Raw genomic sequence first — 13,695 nt, 5'->3', positions numbered from 1 at the left:
TTGAGCACGATCATGCTCAACATGGCGCATGTACAATGAAAACAGCATCGTCATACTCGTCCAGGCACTGGCCAAGGCCCGTGGCTGGAAGTTGACATATGCCTCTCGTATGGCCAGCGGCAGCGGCGATACGGTGGCCCGGTTGCAGGGTGGAATCAGCCTCAGGCTCCACCGTGCCAACGCAATCATTCAGCAGTGCGCCGACCTCTGGCCCGACGACGCGGAGGGCTGGCCCGAGGATGTGCCCCGTCCGGCGAAGAGCGATGGTGCCCTCTGATGAGCATCGCGGGCTCGGATCTCGCTCGTGCGCGGGCAATCTGTCTTCGGCTCGACGAAGCCGATCGGATCACCCTCGCGATCGAACTGGTCAACACGGCGGGGGAGCCTTCCAGCATTCCGCATCTCATGCGGCTGGAACGGCTGACCCGCAGCACCTGCGACCGGCTCACCGGCACTCGTATGCCCCGGGAGAAGGCCTGATGCGGCTGCTTCGCAAACTCCGGCGTGTGCCGCTGGTCGACTGGGTCAACGGCGCGCTCCTCTTCGTGTTGCTGTACCTCTTTCTGGTCCTGACGGAGGGCTTCTCATGAGACGCGCACCCGTCGAAGCCTTCGAGGCCCTTCGCCATGCCCTCGACAGCCTGCGCATGCTCGACGCCGGCCGTCATACGAGCGTCAGCGATGCCGAGCACATGGCCGCGGTCGACTTCGAACTCGACCGTGCATTGGACGCCTGGGCCGATCTGGTTGTCTCCGACACCCTGGAAGACATCACCGGCCTTCTCGTGACGACCTATGGAAGGGCCGGCTGATGGATCTGCGCATCAAGCGCTGGGGGGCCGGCTATGCCGTGTTTGACGGCTCGAAGCGGCTGACCGCCGAGCTGTCCCGCTACGAGATCGCGGAGCACCGGAAGGACAAGATCTCCGCCGAACGCAAACAGCAGCGGCGGCCCTGCCTGTGCTGCACCGAGATGTTCATGAGCGAGGGCGCCCATAACCGCCTGTGCAAGAGCTGCCGCCAGAGGGACGTCGAGCCGGCGCATTGTTCCGTGGCGCGGGGCTCGCGGAAGGCTTCGCTTTCCTGATGCATGCCGCTGCCCTGACCTCGGACCGGCTGCGCCGCGTCCTTGCCCTGCTGCGGGACGGGCAACCGCGCAGCACGCGCCAGATCGTGCGCGGTGCGCGCATCATGGCCGTTTCCGCCTGCATCGCCGAACTGCGCCAGCATGGCGCGGAGATCAGCTGCCGGCGGCGCCGCAAGAACGGCCGCTGGATCTACGAATACACCATGACGAAAGAGCCGAACGCGTGACGATGAACCCGGAAAATGCCCGGAAGAGGGCCTTCAAGCATGTGACATGCCGCCCGGTGTTGGCGCGGCAGGCCGCTTCGAACCCGGTCGATCTGTCAGAGGAGAACCGGCATGCCTGACCTCATTGCGGACATCACGGTCCTGCCGCTCGACCAGATCACCATCCGCGACGACCGCATTCGCCCCGCCGATCCGCTCGCCGTGGAGGTGATCGCCGAGTCGATCGAGCGTATCGGTCTCCTTCAGCCGCTGACGATCCGGCGCCTGCCGAAGCAGCGCTACGAGCTTGTCGACGGTGGCCATCGCTACGAGGCCCTCCGACTGCTCGGACGGGCAGAGGCCGAGGTGCGCTGCTACGAGGGCCGCGCTTCGGAGATCCGCGTGGTCGAAATCGAAGCCAACCTTTGCCGTGCCGATCTCTCCGACCTCGATCGCGCCATCCATCTTGCGGCCCGGCGCCGCGAGTACATCGCCGAGCACCCTGAAACGCGGCAAGGGCTGGCCGGGGCATCGGCTCGGTGGAATACGGATGCAAATTTGCATTTGGTGGGCTTCATCAACTTGATGGCGGAGCAGACGGCCTTGCCCAAGCGCAAGTTGTACCGCCTGGCCGAAGTTGGCGATCTGCTCGACAAGGTGACAGCTGAACGCCTCCGTTCCGCGCCCCGCCGCGTCTTCGTCAACGACCTTCTCGCCCTCCACAATGCCGAACCCGAAGATCGCCCCGCCGCCGTGGAAGCTTTCGCCACGGGTCAGGTGAAGAAGATCGCACAGGCGCTGACGGTGGCTGCAAAGCCCCAGCAAGACCCGGTTGAAGCGGCCTTGAAGACGCTGCGCGAGGCGTGGTCGCGCGCGCCCCAGGCGGCCCGGCGCCGGTTTGCCGAGATCCAGTTCGAGGATCTCGAGGACCTGCTTCTCGACATCCGCGAGGACCGGGCATGACATCCGCGGCGCCTTCGCAGGAGTGGTGGAGCGCGGCGGAGCTCGCTTCGGCGGGCCTGCCCGATTTGCCGTCGACAAAACAAGGCGTCGCTCTTTTGATCAAGCGCCAATCCTGGCTAACGGACCCGGAGCGCGCCCGTCGCCGGAGCGGACGAGGTGGCGGCTGGGAGTATCACTGGACGCTGCTCCCCTCCCGCGCCCAGGCCATGCTGCTCCAGCGAGAGCAGGCTGCGTCGCCGGCAGCCGAGCCCGATAACCGGCCGGGGCGCGACGAGGCCTGGACCTGGTTCGACGCGCTGCCGGAAAAGCCCAAGAGCGAGGCACGGCGCAGGCTCGAGGTCGTGCAGAAGGTCGAGGCACTTGAAGCCGCCGGATCGACCCGCAACCTCGCCGTCATCGATGCCGCCCGGCTCTCGGGCGATGGCGCCCGCACCATCTGGGGCTGGTTCGAGATGATCCGGGGCGTGCGCAGCGACGACCGCCTGCCCTATCTCGCGCCCCGTCACCGCGCCGCGCGCCGCAAGAGCCGCAGGACCGAGGTCGATCCCCGTTTCGGAGATCTCATCAAGGCCGACTACCTGCGTCTGTCCCAGCCCACGCTCATGTCGGTCTATGCCCGCTGCGTGCGGATCGCCGAGGCCGAGGGCATTCCGACGGTACCGATCCATACGATCCGCCGCTGGATCGAGCGCAACGTCTCAGAGACGGCGCTGGTGCTCGGCCGCAAGGGCATGGAGGCTCTCAAGCGGATGCGCCCGGCACAGGAGCGGGACAAGAGCGCGCTTCACGCCCTGGAAGCGGTGAACGGCGACTTCCACCGCTTCGACGTGTTCGTCCGCTTTCCCGCCGGACCCGGTGGCCAGAAAGAGGAAATCATCCGGCCCCAGATGGTCGCGTTCCAGGATGTCTATTCGGGACGGATCGTCGCCTGGGGCGTCGACCGCACGCCCAACAGCACCGCCGTCCAGCTCTGCATCGGCGCGATGATCGAGCGCTGGGGCATCCCTTACCACGTGGTCCTGGACAACGGCCGCGAATTCGCCGCCAAGCTCATCACCGGGGGCGCCCGCAGCCGGTTCCGCTTCCGGGTGCGCGAGGACGACATGTCGGGCCTCCTCACCAGCCTCGGCTGCGAGATCCATTGGGCCAAGCCCTATTCGGGCCAGTCCAAACCGATCGAACGGGCCTTCCGCGACATGTGCGACACCGTCGCCAAGCACCCGGCTTTCGAGGGTGCCTACACCGGCAACCGGCCGGACGCGAAGCCGGAGAACTACGGCAGCCGGGCGATCCCGCTCGACCAGTTCCTCGCGGTGCTGGCCGAAGAGATCGAGCTGCACAACGCTCGCCCGGATCGCCGCTCCGAAGTGGCGAACGGACGCTCCTTCACCGAGGTCTTCGACGAGAGCTATGCCGCGGCACCGATCCGCAAGGCCACGGCCGAACAGCGCCGCCTGTGGCTCATGGGGGCCGAGGGCATCCGCGCACAAAGTCGGACCGGCCGGGTCCGGTTCATGGGCAACAGCTACTGGGCGGAGTGGATGCACGAGATCGCCGGGCGCAAGATCGTCGCCCGCTTCGACCGCGCCGCGCTGTGGGACGGGCTGCATGTCTACAGCATGGAAAATGCCTATCTCGGCTATGCCCCCTGCATCGCCAAGGCCGGCTTCTTCGATGTTGACGATGCGCGGGCGCATGCCCGGAGCCTGAAGGAATGGCAGACGGCGCGGCGGGCCGAGCTGGCGGCGCATCGCAAGCTGACGGCGGGCGATGTCGCCGATGCGCTGGCGGCCGCGCCGAAGACCGCGGCCCAGCCGGTCGAGGCGAAGATCATCCGCCCGCTGTTCGACGCGCCGCGACCGCCGCAGCCGCAGGCCCCGCGCCCCGAGGTGGAAGCGGCGCGCCAAGCGATCATCGCCGATCTCGCGTCGCGCCGCCCGGCACCGCCGCCCACCGATGACGGGCGCCAGACCTATGCCCGCGCGCTCGAGATCGAGCGTCGCCTGGAGGGCGGCCAGACCGTCACCAAAGAACAGAGGAAGTGGCTCGAAGGCTATCGAACCACGCCCGAGTACCGGACCTGGAAAGCCATGGTCGCGGATTTCGGCGAGGACATCCTCGCCGGATGAGAAACGCCCCCGGGAGGCACCCCGTGGGAGCGAGAAAGGAGTCATAAATGCCGGAGGAGAGCATGGGAAGCGCACAAGTCGCACCGCTGAAGAACGTCGCGGCGCTGGCGGAGCTGATCGACAGGGTGGCCAATCGACCGATCGGACTGCCGGGTCTGGGGGTCCTCTACGGGCCCTCGGGCTTCGGCAAGTCGATGGCCGCGATCTATTGCACCAACCGCTTCCACGCGGTGACGGTCCAGATCAAGAGCGTCTGGACCCGCAAGAAGCTTTGCGAGGCGATCCTCGCCGAGATGGGCATCCCGAAGGCCAGCACGGTCAGCGACATGCTCGACCAGATCAGCGAGCAGCTGGCGATCTCGGATGTTCCGCTGATCATCGACGAGGCCGACTTCCTCGTTCAGCGCAAGATGATCGAGATCATTCGCGACATCTACGAGGGCAGCCAGGCGCCGGTGATCCTGATCGGCGAGGAGCTCTTGCCGCAGAAGCTGCGCGAATGGGAGCGGGTTCACAACCGGGTGCTCGACTGGGTTCCGGCCGAGCCCGCGGACATGAGCGACGTGGCGCATCTCACGCGCCTCTACGCCTCGGGGGTCGAGGTGACGAAGGAGTTGCAGGAGCGGCTCTTGCGCGAGTCGCACGCCTCGATCCGGCGCATCTGCGTGAACCTCACCCGCATCGCCGAACTGGCGCGGCGCGAGGGGCTCGAGACCGTGGGCCTCGATCAGTGGGGCAAGCGCCCCTTCTTCACCGGCGCCGCCCCCGAGGTGCGCCGGTTCGGGGATGCGTCGGCGCGGAGGGCAGGATGAAGAAGGCCCTTTCCGCCGGAGATATGGCCCTGTGGGGCCGGATCCGCGAGATGCAGAGTTTCACGGTCCCGGAGCTGGCCCGGCTCACCGGGTATTCGCGCAACCGGTTCTATCGGCTGGTGCGCTACCTGGAAGCGCAGGGCGTCGTCCGGGTGGCGGGTCGTGATGCCGACAGTTCGGTCCGCTACAAGGTCGATCGGACCGAGCTGCCGAAGACCTCGCCCGAGGCGGAGGCGCCCGGCGGATCCCGGTCGCCGGCCGAGAACATGTGGACCGCGATGCGGGGCCTGGCCAATTTCAGCGCGCTCGATCTGTCGGTCTATTCCAGCACCGAGGCGGTCAACGTCACCCAGCGCGAGGCGCAGAAGTTCTGCCGGTTTCTCGAAGGGGCCGGCTATCTCCGGCAGGTCCGCAAGGCCATCCCGGGCCGGCAACTCCCCTATTACAAGCTCATTCGCAACACCGGTCCGCGCCCGCCGCGCGAATGCCGGATCACGGTGGCCTTCGACGACAACCTGAACCGCTGGGTGAACCTGCCGGGAGAGGGGCGGTGAGCGCCGCGGTCCCGACCGACTTCGTGCAGACGGCACGCAGCGCCTGGGGCGCGGATCTACCCGACTGGGTGCTGGAGCTCGCGCAGGAATGTGCGCGCACCTCGCAATCCCGGACCGCGGCGCGGCTGGGACGCTCGGGGTCGCTCGTCTCGGCGGTGCTGCGACGCAAGTACGAGGGCAACATGGCGGCCGTCGAGGAGCTTGTGCGCGGCGCGCTGATGCGGGCGGTGGTCGATTGCCCGGCCCTGGGCGAGCTGCCCACCAACGAATGCCAGCTCTGGCGCAAGCGGAGCCGGGCCTTTTCGGGCCACAACGCCCTGCGCGTCCGGATGTACCGGGCCTGCACCCGCTGCCCGCTCAACAAGGGAGCCAGCGAGAAATGACCTTTCAGCAGCAAGTCGAACGCCTGGCGGTGCGGGGCATTCGTCCCCGGGAGATCGCGCTGCGTCTGAACTGCGGACGGCGCAAGGTCTACCGCGCCCTCGAGATCGCCCGCGAAAAGGGCGCCGGGGTGCCGACCTTCATGACCAACGGCGCGATGGCCTCCGGCCGGCTGACGGTCAGCCTGTCGCCCGAGGCGGCCTCGCGCCTGCGCGAGAAGGCCGACGCGCTGGGGCTTACCCCGGCGGCGCTCGCGACCTCGCTGCTCGACCGAAAGATCGCCGCCTGGCCCGATCAGGGCCCGGCGCATGACATTCCCACCAGAGGAGTACAGGAATGACCCATAGCAGTTACCGGCCGGCGCCGATCGAGGACGGCCGCGAGATCATCAATGACGACGTCTACATGCGTGACGGTCGCGGCCGGCTGACGCAGATCGACCTGATCCGCCCGCAGGACCAGCTCCAGGACGAGACCGTCCGGAAGATCATGGGCTATGCCGTGGCCCTGTCCGAGCAGGTCGCCCGGTTCAAGCAGCACACCTTCGACGACATCGGCGCCTTCGAGGCGATACTCGCGCAGGAATACGAGGCCTCGCTGGGTGGGGCGAAGGGCAACAAGACGCTGATGAGCTTCGACGGCCTCTACAAGGTGCAGGTGCAGGTCTCCGACAGCGTCGATTTCGGCCCCGAGCTGCAGATCGCCAAGACCCTCGTGGACGAATGCCTTAACGAATGGGCCGCCGAGAGCCGCCCCGAGATCCGCTCGATCGTCACGCGGGCCTTCAACACCGACAAGGCGGGGCAGATCAACCGCTCGGAGATCTTCATGCTGCTGCGCCTCGAGATCGCGGACCCGCGCTGGAAGCAGGCCATGTCGGCGATCCGCGATGCGATGCGGGTGGTCGGCTCGAAGACCTATATCCGTTGCTACCGCCGCGATCGGCATGACGGGCCGTGGCAGGCGGTGACGATCGACCTGGCGAAGGCTTGAAATCCATGCCGCGCCGGTCCTCTCATTTGTGTTCGGGCTGGTGGCTCCTGCCCTTCGCTCTTTTCGGGGCGCTGTTCTGGGCCGGGGTCGCCGCATTCGTTTGGAAGGTGCTTTCATGAGCCGCAATCTCCAGAAGATGATCCATGTCGGCTGCCGCGAGCTCGGCCTCGATGCCGAGGCACGGCGAGATCTGCAGCTGGCAGCCTGCGGCAAGGGCAGCATGCGCGACATGTCGGAGGCCGATCTCGAGAAGGTGGTGGCCCGGTTGAAGACCAGCGGTTTCAAGCCGGGGTTCAAAGCCTCCGGAAAGAAGCCCGCGGCACCGCGCGCCGACCTGCGGCTGATCCACGTGCTATGGAAGCGGCTCGGCCAGGCCGGGGTGCTCGAGCGCCCCGACCGGGCCGGTCTGAACGCCTTCGTGCGGGTGCGGTTCGAGGAGGTCTGGGGCAGCGTGCCGGCGGACGTGGACATGATGCGCGATCACGCGAAGATCGATGCGGTCATCCAGGCTCTGAAGAGCTGGGCGCGGCGGGCGGAGGTGCCCCTCGATCGAAAGACGCCGCGATGAACGCGCACCACAATCCTCGCCCCACGCCGGCGCATGTCGAACCCTATGTGCGCGTCCTCGGTCTCGAGGGCGCGATCGAGTTCCTGCTGACCTTCGGCGGCGCGCAGCTCTACCTGCCCCATACGCCCCAAGGGCGCTCCAAGCTGGCCCAGGTGGTCGGCATCGAGAAGGCGGCGCGGCTGGCGGAGGTCTCTGACCGCCTGCCGCGCCGCGTGCCGACCGCCAAGCCCTGGATCGCGACCGTCTGGCGCAGCCAGGGCTTGCCGGTGGACGAGATCGCACGCAGACTGCACATGAGCGACGTCACGGTGCGCAAGTGGCTCAAGAAGGCCGCGGCCGCCCCCTCCGAGGACACGCAACAGCCGCGTCTCCTCTGACCCTTTCCCCCTTTCGAACAAGCCCCTTGCGTATGTTTCGGCGCGCGCGCGCCGGGCACCTTGCTCCCAAGAGCCGTGCGCGCGCGCCGGCGCGCAAATCCGGGGGCGAGAGGCATGGAGCAGCTTCGGCTGAAGCAACACAGGATCGAAGGCATCGCCTTCGCCAAGGCGAGATGGATCAACGGTCCGATCACGCCCGTGCTCGGCATCTGCCATGACACCGCCAGCCGCCTCGAGCCGCTGAGCGCCGCGAGATACCTCCAGGACAACACGGCGAAGTCGAAGCCCTCGGTCCACTTCGTGGTCGAGCGCGACGGGGCCGTCCAGCAGCAGGTGCCGACGAACCGCGGCGCGAACCATGCCGGCAGTTCGAGCTATCACGGCCGTCCGGGCTGCAACGGCTTCTCGATCGGCATGGAGATCGTGAACCCGGGCTTCATGACCTTCGCGGGCAACAACAAGGTCCGCGCCTGGTGGGGCGAGCTCTTCGACATCGACGCCTGCGAGATCGTGCAGATCGACACGCCGCAGCACGGTGCGGGCCGCTGGTGGATGCCCTATCCGCAGGCCCAGCTCGCGACGGTCGGGCTGATCTGGGAGGCGCTCTTCGCGTCCATCCCGACGCTGATGGACCTGCGCACGCACTGGTACGTCTCGCCCGGCCGCAAGGTGGACACCAACCCGCTGTTTCCGCTGGAACAGCTGCGCGCGAAGCTCCTGGGCCGCGAGGAGCCCTCGGACGTGGAGGCGGACGCGCTGGCCACGGAGGTCGCAGGCGACGCCTATCTGCGCATCGATCTGCCGGGCGACACGCTGAACCTGCGGCGCTGGCCGAGCTTCAACCCGAACGTTCTCGCCGCCATCCCGCATGGCGCGATCGTGCCGCTCCTGAAAACCGGCACCTTCGCCGGCCGGACCTGGCACAAGGTCCTCTATGCCGGCCAGGAGGGCTGGATCGTCGGGCGCTACGCCGTCGCGGTCTGACCCTCCCGCCTCTCCCCCTGACATCCCCACCCGAGGAGCCACGATGCTGCCCAAGCTGTCCAACAACGTCTCTCTGCCCGAACTGCCGGTCTGGCAGGCCCGATCCTTCTGGGCGCAGATCCTGTTCGTGCTGACGGGACTTCTCACCGCCTTCGGGATCGACCTGATGGCGATCTTCCAGGGCATGGGCCTCGGGGCGACGCCCGACGCCGTGCTCGACACCGGGGCGCGCGCGGTCTCGGCCGCGCAGGTGCTGATCGCAATCGCGGCCGGGCTGTGGGCCTGGATCGAGCGCCGGGCGCCGAACTATCGGCTTGTCTGGACGCGGCCGCGGCTGCCCCGGCTGGGACGCGGCGGCACGACGGCACTGTTCGGCCTGCTCATGCTCTTGATGCTCGGCCTGTCCGGGCCGGCCATGCGCGTCGCGAACGCGGCGCATCTGGATACGGAGACGTCGTCGGATCCGGCGCGGCAGGAGGCGGCGCACTGATGGGGCTGGGCTACTCCGGCGTCACCCTGGCCAGCCACCTGCTGCTCATCGCCGCCATCCTCTTCGTCTTCGGCCGCGCGCAGTCGATGCGCTTTGTCCAGGACAGCCTCCCGAAGCTCGTGGCATCGCGGTACATGCGCGCGGCGCTGATCGCCGCGCTGGCCGTCATGATCGTCGAACGTCTCTACTATGTCGGCGCCCGACTCCTGTCCGGCCAAGGCGTCAACCTGTGGAACGCGCATCCCGCACCCGAGATCCTGAGCTTCACGCTGGCGGCGGCCGTCTACCATGTCTCGATCGCCGCCTTGTGGGCGACCGGCGAGCTGACGTCGCAGCGCTATGCCACGATCGCCACCGAGATCGCCGTCATGCTCGCGAGCTGGGCGCTGCTGTGCGTCCTTCTGTGGTGACCGCGATGGGATGGGTCGAGGGGCTGAGCTTCGCGCAGGTCGTGCTGGGGGTTCTGATCTCGGCGATCACCCTGATCGGGTTCGGGCTGGCCTGGTGGGACCGCCGCAACCGGCAGTATTTCGACACCAAGACCGCCGGCATGGTGGTCAGCGCCACCTCCCAGGGCGATCGGCTGACGAAGGTCGAGGACAGGCTCGGCGATCTCGACAACGATCTCGACCGTATCCGGCTGAGGATGACGAAGATCGAGAGCGACGTGGGCAAGCTCGCCACCTCCAAGGAGGTGCACGCGCTGGCCGTCGCGATCGCGGGCCAGCAGGCGCATCTTGAATCCCAGGGCAACACGCTGCGCATGCTGTACGAGGCCGCGCTGCGCGCCAGCCGGAGCGGCGAGGCATGAGGGGCTGGCCGCTCGAAGCCGTCGAGACCGAGATGCGCCGCCTGAAGGTGCTGCGCTATCTCGCCGACGCCACCGGCTACGAGGCCGCGGCCTCGGTGCTGCGGCTGCACTGCGCGCGGATCGGCGTGCCCACCACGCCCGACCAGGTGACGGCCGCGATGGCCTGGCTGGCGGAAATGGAGCTGGTCACGCTGCGCCACTACGAGGCCGAGCCCATCGCCAAGCTCACCACCTTCGGCCGTGACGTGGCCGAGGGCATCCGCACCCTCCCCGGCGTCCTGCGCCCCGATCCCTGACCCCCTCGAAGAGGCATCCGATGGACCATCTCAAGCTCACCACCGAGCACCGCCGTCTGACCATCCTGCGTCATCTCGCGGCCTCGCCCGGCTACACCTCGAACGGCTCGATCCTGCATGACGTCTGCAATGGTCTGGGCGTTTCGAGCACCTGGGACCAGATGGTCGGCACGCTCGCCTGGCTGAAGGAGCAGGAGCTGGTCGCGCTCGAGGCGCATGAGCAGTTGACCATCGTCAGCGCCACCGCGCGCGGCGTCGAGGTCGCCAACGGACAGGCCTCCCACCCGGGCGTGAAGCGCCCGAGCGCGCGGCTCTGATGCCGCCGCCCCGCAAGGTCGATCTGCTGCCGCCGGAGCTGAAGGACTGGCTCCAGGAAGAGCTGCGCGCGCGCGGCTTCGGGGGCTACGAGGAGATCGCCGAGTCGCTGAACTTCCGGCTCGAGGAGGCGGGCTCCGAGCTGCGGATCCGCAAGTCGGCGCTGCATGCCTTCGGCGCCGAGTACCAAGAGTTCGTGAAGTTCCAGGACCAGGCCTCGGCCTGGGCCGCGGACTGGATGCAGGACAACGGCCTCGAGGACGAGGCGCGCCGCCACAACGTGCTCTTCCAGATGATCACCACGCTCGCCTTCAAGGTCATGCAGTCGCAGATGCTCAAGCAGGGCGAGGAGATCGATCCGAAGGAGCTGCACTTTCTGGGGCGTCTCATGAAGGACGTGATGGCGTCCTCGGGCATCCGCGAGACCATGGCGCGCGAGGAGCGCAAGGCGCAGGCCGCCAAGCTCGACGCCGCCGTGGCCTCGGGCGACATCGACGAGGACGCCGCCGCGAAGGCCCGCGCGATCATGGGGTTCGCATGACGATGACGCGCGCGATCTGGTTCCGGGACCGAGCGCGGTTCGAGGCCTGCGCCACGCCCGGCAGCTTCCGGCTCGAGGAGCGCGAAACCCCGGGCCTGTTCGAGTTCGTCTATTTCTGCCCCTGCGGCTGTGGCGTGGAAGGCCGGCTGCTGGTCGGCGCGGGCCAGAAGCCGGGCGGCCCGCGCCCGAGCTGGCGCTGGAACGGCTCGGCCACCGAGCCCAGTCTCGATCCGTCGGTGCATCACCGGGGCCACTGGCACGGCTGGCTGCGCGACGGCTACTGGGAGGCCTGCGCATGAGGTGCGCCCTGCCCGAGGACATCGGCGCGCTGCTGAACCGGCAGGGCCGGTTCCGGAGCCTCGCCCCCGATGGCACGCCGGGTCCCTGGCGCCGCCGTTTCGGCACGGCGATGCGCGACTGCGTCTACCGGCACGAGGGCTGGGGCCGGACCGCGCGGGGCGGCGTGCGGATCACCCTGACCGTCTCAGCCGCGGCGTTGTTCTTTCCGACGGCGGTCGCGGCCGGCTGGCGGATCCAGAAGGTGAGATCATGACCGCGCCCGTCGTCAATTTCCTGCCCTATCAGCGCGCCTGGATCGCCGATGAGAGCCGCTTCAAGATCGGCATGTTCAGCCGCCAGACCGGCAAGACCTTCTCGACCTGTGGCGAGTGCGTCGACGATTGTTTCCAGGCCTGGATGGACGGCCGGCGCGCGCGCTGGGTGATCCTGTCGCGCGGCGAGCGGCAGGCGGCCGAGGCGATGACCGAGGTGATCAAGCCGTTCACCCGGGCGTTTTACGAGGTCTACAACACGCTTTTGAAGGGCGGCGAGCCGCGCTTCGAGGAAACCGAGTTCCGGGCGCCGCAGGAGCGCGGGCCCGATGCGGTCTACAAGCAGCTCGAGGTGACCTATCCGGGCGGCAGCCGGATCACGGCGCTGCCTGCCAACCCGGACACGGCACGGGGCTTTTCGGCCAACGTGATCCTCGACGAGTTCGCCTTCCATGCCAAAAGCCGCGACATCTGGGCCGCGCTGTTTCCCGTGATCTCCAAGGGCCAGCAGAAGCTGCGCGTCATCTCGACCCCGAACGGCAAGGGCAACAAGTTCTACGAGCTGATGACGGCCGAGGGCTCGGTCTGGTCGCGTCATGTCGTCGACATCTACGACGCCGTGCGCCAGGGGCTCGATCGGGATGTCGACATGCTGCGCTCGGGGATGGCGGACGAGGACGCGTGGGCGCAGGAATACGAGCTGAAGTGGCTCGACGAGGCCTCGGCCTGGATCGATTACGACACCATCGCCGCTTGCGAGCATCCGATGGCAGGACGGCCCGCGCAGTATCGCGGCGGGCTTTGCTTCGTGGGCGTCGACATCGCCGCGCGCAACGACCTCTTCGTAATCTGGGTGATGGAGCAGGTGGGCGACGTGCTCTGGACGCGCGAGGTCATCGCCCGCCGCCGGATCAGCTTCGCCGACCAGGACGCCCTGCTGGCCGAGGTGTTCCGGCGCTACCGGGTGGTGCGCTGCCGGATGGACCAGACGGGCATGGGCGAGAAGCCTGTGGAGGACGCCAAGCGCCGCCACGGCGAAAGCCGGGTGGAGGGCGTGCTGTTCTCGGCCGCCGCCAAGCTCGACATGGCGACGGCCCTGAAGGAGAGCATGCAGGACCGCAAGTCCCGGCTGCCCGAGGGCGATCCTGTGCTCCGCGCGGATCTGCACGCGATCAAGAGCCAGGTGGGCGTCACCGGCACCCGCCGCCTGGTGGCCGATGGCGACACCGATGGCCACGCCGACCGCTTCTGGGCCGCCGCCATGGCCGTCTCGGCCGCGAACATGGGCGGCGCCGAATACGGCTACCGCGCGGCCGACAGCCGGGCCGCGCCTTCCGGCCGCATGTCCGACGATCCCGACGCGCCGCGCGACCGGGAGCGCGACTGGTGGCGCGCGCCCATGGGATCGAGCTTTCGAGGAGGGCTGTGATGCCACGCAAGAAAGACCAGCGACGCGCCGCCGGGGGCCAGGCCGCGCGCGAACGCCAGCGCCGCCTCGCCAAGTCCGCCGCGACCGCCTCGGTGCGCCCCGCCCGGCCGGTGTCGCGGGCCGACCTGCCCCTTGTCCCGATCGGGCTGCTCGTCTCCGCGACCCTCGTCCTGGTCGCGATCGCCGCCCTTATCCTGGAAGGAGCCTGA

Annotated in this window: 25 protein-coding genes; all 25 read left to right on the top strand. The window is 68.3% G+C overall.

Translation table 11 applies throughout. The annotated features are described in order from the left end of the window. Nucleotides 1–28: 28 nt before the first annotated feature. The 25 genes from T8T21_RS00870 to T8T21_RS00750 all read left to right on the top strand — a co-directional run bounded on the left by T8T21_RS00870 (nt 29) and on the right by T8T21_RS00750 (nt 13,695). The gene (locus T8T21_RS00870) at nt 29–277 is read left to right on the top strand and encodes a hypothetical protein (protein ID WP_322336431.1); all 249 of its coding nucleotides are present in this window, start codon (nt 29–31) and stop codon (nt 275–277) included. Next, nucleotides 277–480 (top strand): hypothetical protein, encoded by a 204-nt coding sequence (locus tag T8T21_RS00865; protein ID WP_322336430.1) that lies wholly within the window; start codon nt 277–279, stop codon nt 478–480. Before T8T21_RS00870 ends, T8T21_RS00865 begins: the two co-directional genes overlap by 1 nt. A gap of 106 nt (nt 481–586) precedes the next feature. After that, nucleotides 587–811: a hypothetical protein gene (locus T8T21_RS00860; protein WP_322336429.1), complete on the top strand. Its 225-nt coding sequence runs from the start codon at nt 587–589 to the stop codon at nt 809–811. Next, nucleotides 811–1,086, top strand: coding sequence for a hypothetical protein (locus T8T21_RS00855; RefSeq protein ID WP_322336428.1), 276 nt, complete (start codon nt 811–813; stop codon nt 1,084–1,086). Before T8T21_RS00860 ends, T8T21_RS00855 begins: the two co-directional genes overlap by 1 nt. Beyond that, nucleotides 1,086–1,313, top strand: coding sequence for a helix-turn-helix domain-containing protein (locus tag T8T21_RS00850; RefSeq protein WP_322336427.1), 228 nt, complete (start codon nt 1,086–1,088; stop codon nt 1,311–1,313). The genes T8T21_RS00855 and T8T21_RS00850 overlap by 1 nt, the downstream gene beginning before the upstream one ends. Before the next feature lie 111 nt (nt 1,314–1,424). After that, nucleotides 1,425–2,255, top strand: coding sequence for a ParB/RepB/Spo0J family partition protein (locus tag T8T21_RS00845; protein WP_322336426.1), 831 nt, complete (start codon nt 1,425–1,427; stop codon nt 2,253–2,255). After that, nucleotides 2,252–4,384 carry a transposase domain-containing protein gene (locus tag T8T21_RS00840; RefSeq protein ID WP_322336425.1) on the top strand — a complete coding sequence of 711 codons (2,133 nt, stop codon included), beginning with the start codon at nt 2,252–2,254 and terminating at the stop codon, nt 4,382–4,384. The genes T8T21_RS00845 and T8T21_RS00840 overlap by 4 nt, the downstream gene beginning before the upstream one ends. A 47-nt stretch (nt 4,385–4,431) precedes the next feature. After that, nucleotides 4,432–5,196, top strand: a complete 765-nt coding sequence (locus tag T8T21_RS00835) for an ATP-binding protein (protein ID WP_322336424.1) — start codon at nt 4,432–4,434, stop codon at nt 5,194–5,196. Then, a complete protein-coding gene (locus T8T21_RS00830) occupies nt 5,193–5,750 on the top strand; it encodes a hypothetical protein (protein ID WP_322336423.1) in 558 nt (185 codons plus the stop codon). The genes T8T21_RS00835 and T8T21_RS00830 overlap by 4 nt, the downstream gene beginning before the upstream one ends. Next, the gene (locus T8T21_RS00825) at nt 5,747–6,133 is read left to right on the top strand and encodes a hypothetical protein (RefSeq protein WP_322336422.1); all 387 of its coding nucleotides are present in this window, start codon (nt 5,747–5,749) and stop codon (nt 6,131–6,133) included. Before T8T21_RS00830 ends, T8T21_RS00825 begins: the two co-directional genes overlap by 4 nt. Continuing rightward, nucleotides 6,130–6,471 (top strand): hypothetical protein, encoded by a 342-nt coding sequence (locus T8T21_RS00820; protein WP_322336421.1) that lies wholly within the window; start codon nt 6,130–6,132, stop codon nt 6,469–6,471. The genes T8T21_RS00825 and T8T21_RS00820 overlap by 4 nt, the downstream gene beginning before the upstream one ends. Then, complete coding sequence (locus tag T8T21_RS00815; protein WP_322336420.1) at nt 6,468–7,124, top strand: DUF3164 family protein; 657 nt, start codon at nt 6,468–6,470, stop codon at nt 7,122–7,124. The genes T8T21_RS00820 and T8T21_RS00815 overlap by 4 nt, the downstream gene beginning before the upstream one ends. A 115-nt stretch (nt 7,125–7,239) precedes the next feature. Beyond that, nucleotides 7,240–7,692, top strand: coding sequence for a gp16 family protein (locus T8T21_RS00810; protein WP_322336419.1), 453 nt, complete (start codon nt 7,240–7,242; stop codon nt 7,690–7,692). Next, nucleotides 7,689–8,069 carry a sigma factor-like helix-turn-helix DNA-binding protein gene (locus T8T21_RS00805; protein WP_322336418.1) on the top strand — a complete coding sequence of 127 codons (381 nt, stop codon included), beginning with the start codon at nt 7,689–7,691 and terminating at the stop codon, nt 8,067–8,069. The genes T8T21_RS00810 and T8T21_RS00805 overlap by 4 nt, the downstream gene beginning before the upstream one ends. 114 nt (nt 8,070–8,183) lie before the next feature. Then, nucleotides 8,184–9,053, top strand: a complete 870-nt coding sequence (locus T8T21_RS00800) for an N-acetylmuramoyl-L-alanine amidase (protein ID WP_322336417.1) — start codon at nt 8,184–8,186, stop codon at nt 9,051–9,053. A gap of 43 nt (nt 9,054–9,096) precedes the next feature. Continuing rightward, nucleotides 9,097–9,543 carry a hypothetical protein gene (locus T8T21_RS00795; RefSeq protein WP_322336416.1) on the top strand — a complete coding sequence of 149 codons (447 nt, stop codon included), beginning with the start codon at nt 9,097–9,099 and terminating at the stop codon, nt 9,541–9,543. Then, nucleotides 9,543–9,953: a hypothetical protein gene (locus T8T21_RS00790; protein ID WP_322336415.1), complete on the top strand. Its 411-nt coding sequence runs from the start codon at nt 9,543–9,545 to the stop codon at nt 9,951–9,953. Before T8T21_RS00795 ends, T8T21_RS00790 begins: the two co-directional genes overlap by 1 nt. Continuing rightward, on the top strand, nt 9,950–10,354 hold the full coding sequence (locus T8T21_RS00785) for a hypothetical protein (protein WP_322336414.1): 405 nt from the start codon (nt 9,950–9,952) through the stop codon (nt 10,352–10,354). The genes T8T21_RS00790 and T8T21_RS00785 overlap by 4 nt, the downstream gene beginning before the upstream one ends. Continuing rightward, the gene (locus T8T21_RS00780) at nt 10,351–10,650 is read left to right on the top strand and encodes a VpaChn25_0724 family phage protein (RefSeq protein WP_322336413.1); all 300 of its coding nucleotides are present in this window, start codon (nt 10,351–10,353) and stop codon (nt 10,648–10,650) included. The genes T8T21_RS00785 and T8T21_RS00780 overlap by 4 nt, the downstream gene beginning before the upstream one ends. Before the next feature lie 20 nt (nt 10,651–10,670). Further along, nucleotides 10,671–10,967 (top strand): VpaChn25_0724 family phage protein, encoded by a 297-nt coding sequence (locus T8T21_RS00775; protein ID WP_322336412.1) that lies wholly within the window; start codon nt 10,671–10,673, stop codon nt 10,965–10,967. After that, entirely contained in the window at nt 10,967–11,506 is a 540-nt protein-coding gene (locus T8T21_RS00770) for a phage protein Gp27 family protein (RefSeq protein WP_322336411.1), read from the top strand. Before T8T21_RS00775 ends, T8T21_RS00770 begins: the two co-directional genes overlap by 1 nt. Next, complete coding sequence (locus T8T21_RS00765; protein ID WP_322336410.1) at nt 11,503–11,805, top strand: DUF6527 family protein; 303 nt, start codon at nt 11,503–11,505, stop codon at nt 11,803–11,805. The genes T8T21_RS00770 and T8T21_RS00765 overlap by 4 nt, the downstream gene beginning before the upstream one ends. Continuing rightward, nucleotides 11,802–12,059 (top strand): hypothetical protein, encoded by a 258-nt coding sequence (locus T8T21_RS00760; protein WP_322336409.1) that lies wholly within the window; start codon nt 11,802–11,804, stop codon nt 12,057–12,059. The genes T8T21_RS00765 and T8T21_RS00760 overlap by 4 nt, the downstream gene beginning before the upstream one ends. Next, nucleotides 12,056–13,486, top strand: a complete 1,431-nt coding sequence (locus T8T21_RS00755) for a terminase large subunit domain-containing protein (RefSeq protein WP_322336408.1) — start codon at nt 12,056–12,058, stop codon at nt 13,484–13,486. Before T8T21_RS00760 ends, T8T21_RS00755 begins: the two co-directional genes overlap by 4 nt. Continuing rightward, a complete protein-coding gene (locus T8T21_RS00750) occupies nt 13,486–13,695 on the top strand; it encodes a hypothetical protein (RefSeq protein WP_322336407.1) in 210 nt (69 codons plus the stop codon). The genes T8T21_RS00755 and T8T21_RS00750 overlap by 1 nt, the downstream gene beginning before the upstream one ends.

The sequence above is a fragment of the Limimaricola variabilis genome, assembly GCF_034371605.1.
Lineage (GTDB): Bacteria > Pseudomonadota > Alphaproteobacteria > Rhodobacterales > Rhodobacteraceae > Limimaricola > Limimaricola variabilis.
The sequence above is the reverse complement of the archived record's forward strand: the minus strand, read 5'-3'. Positions and strand labels throughout refer to the sequence as shown.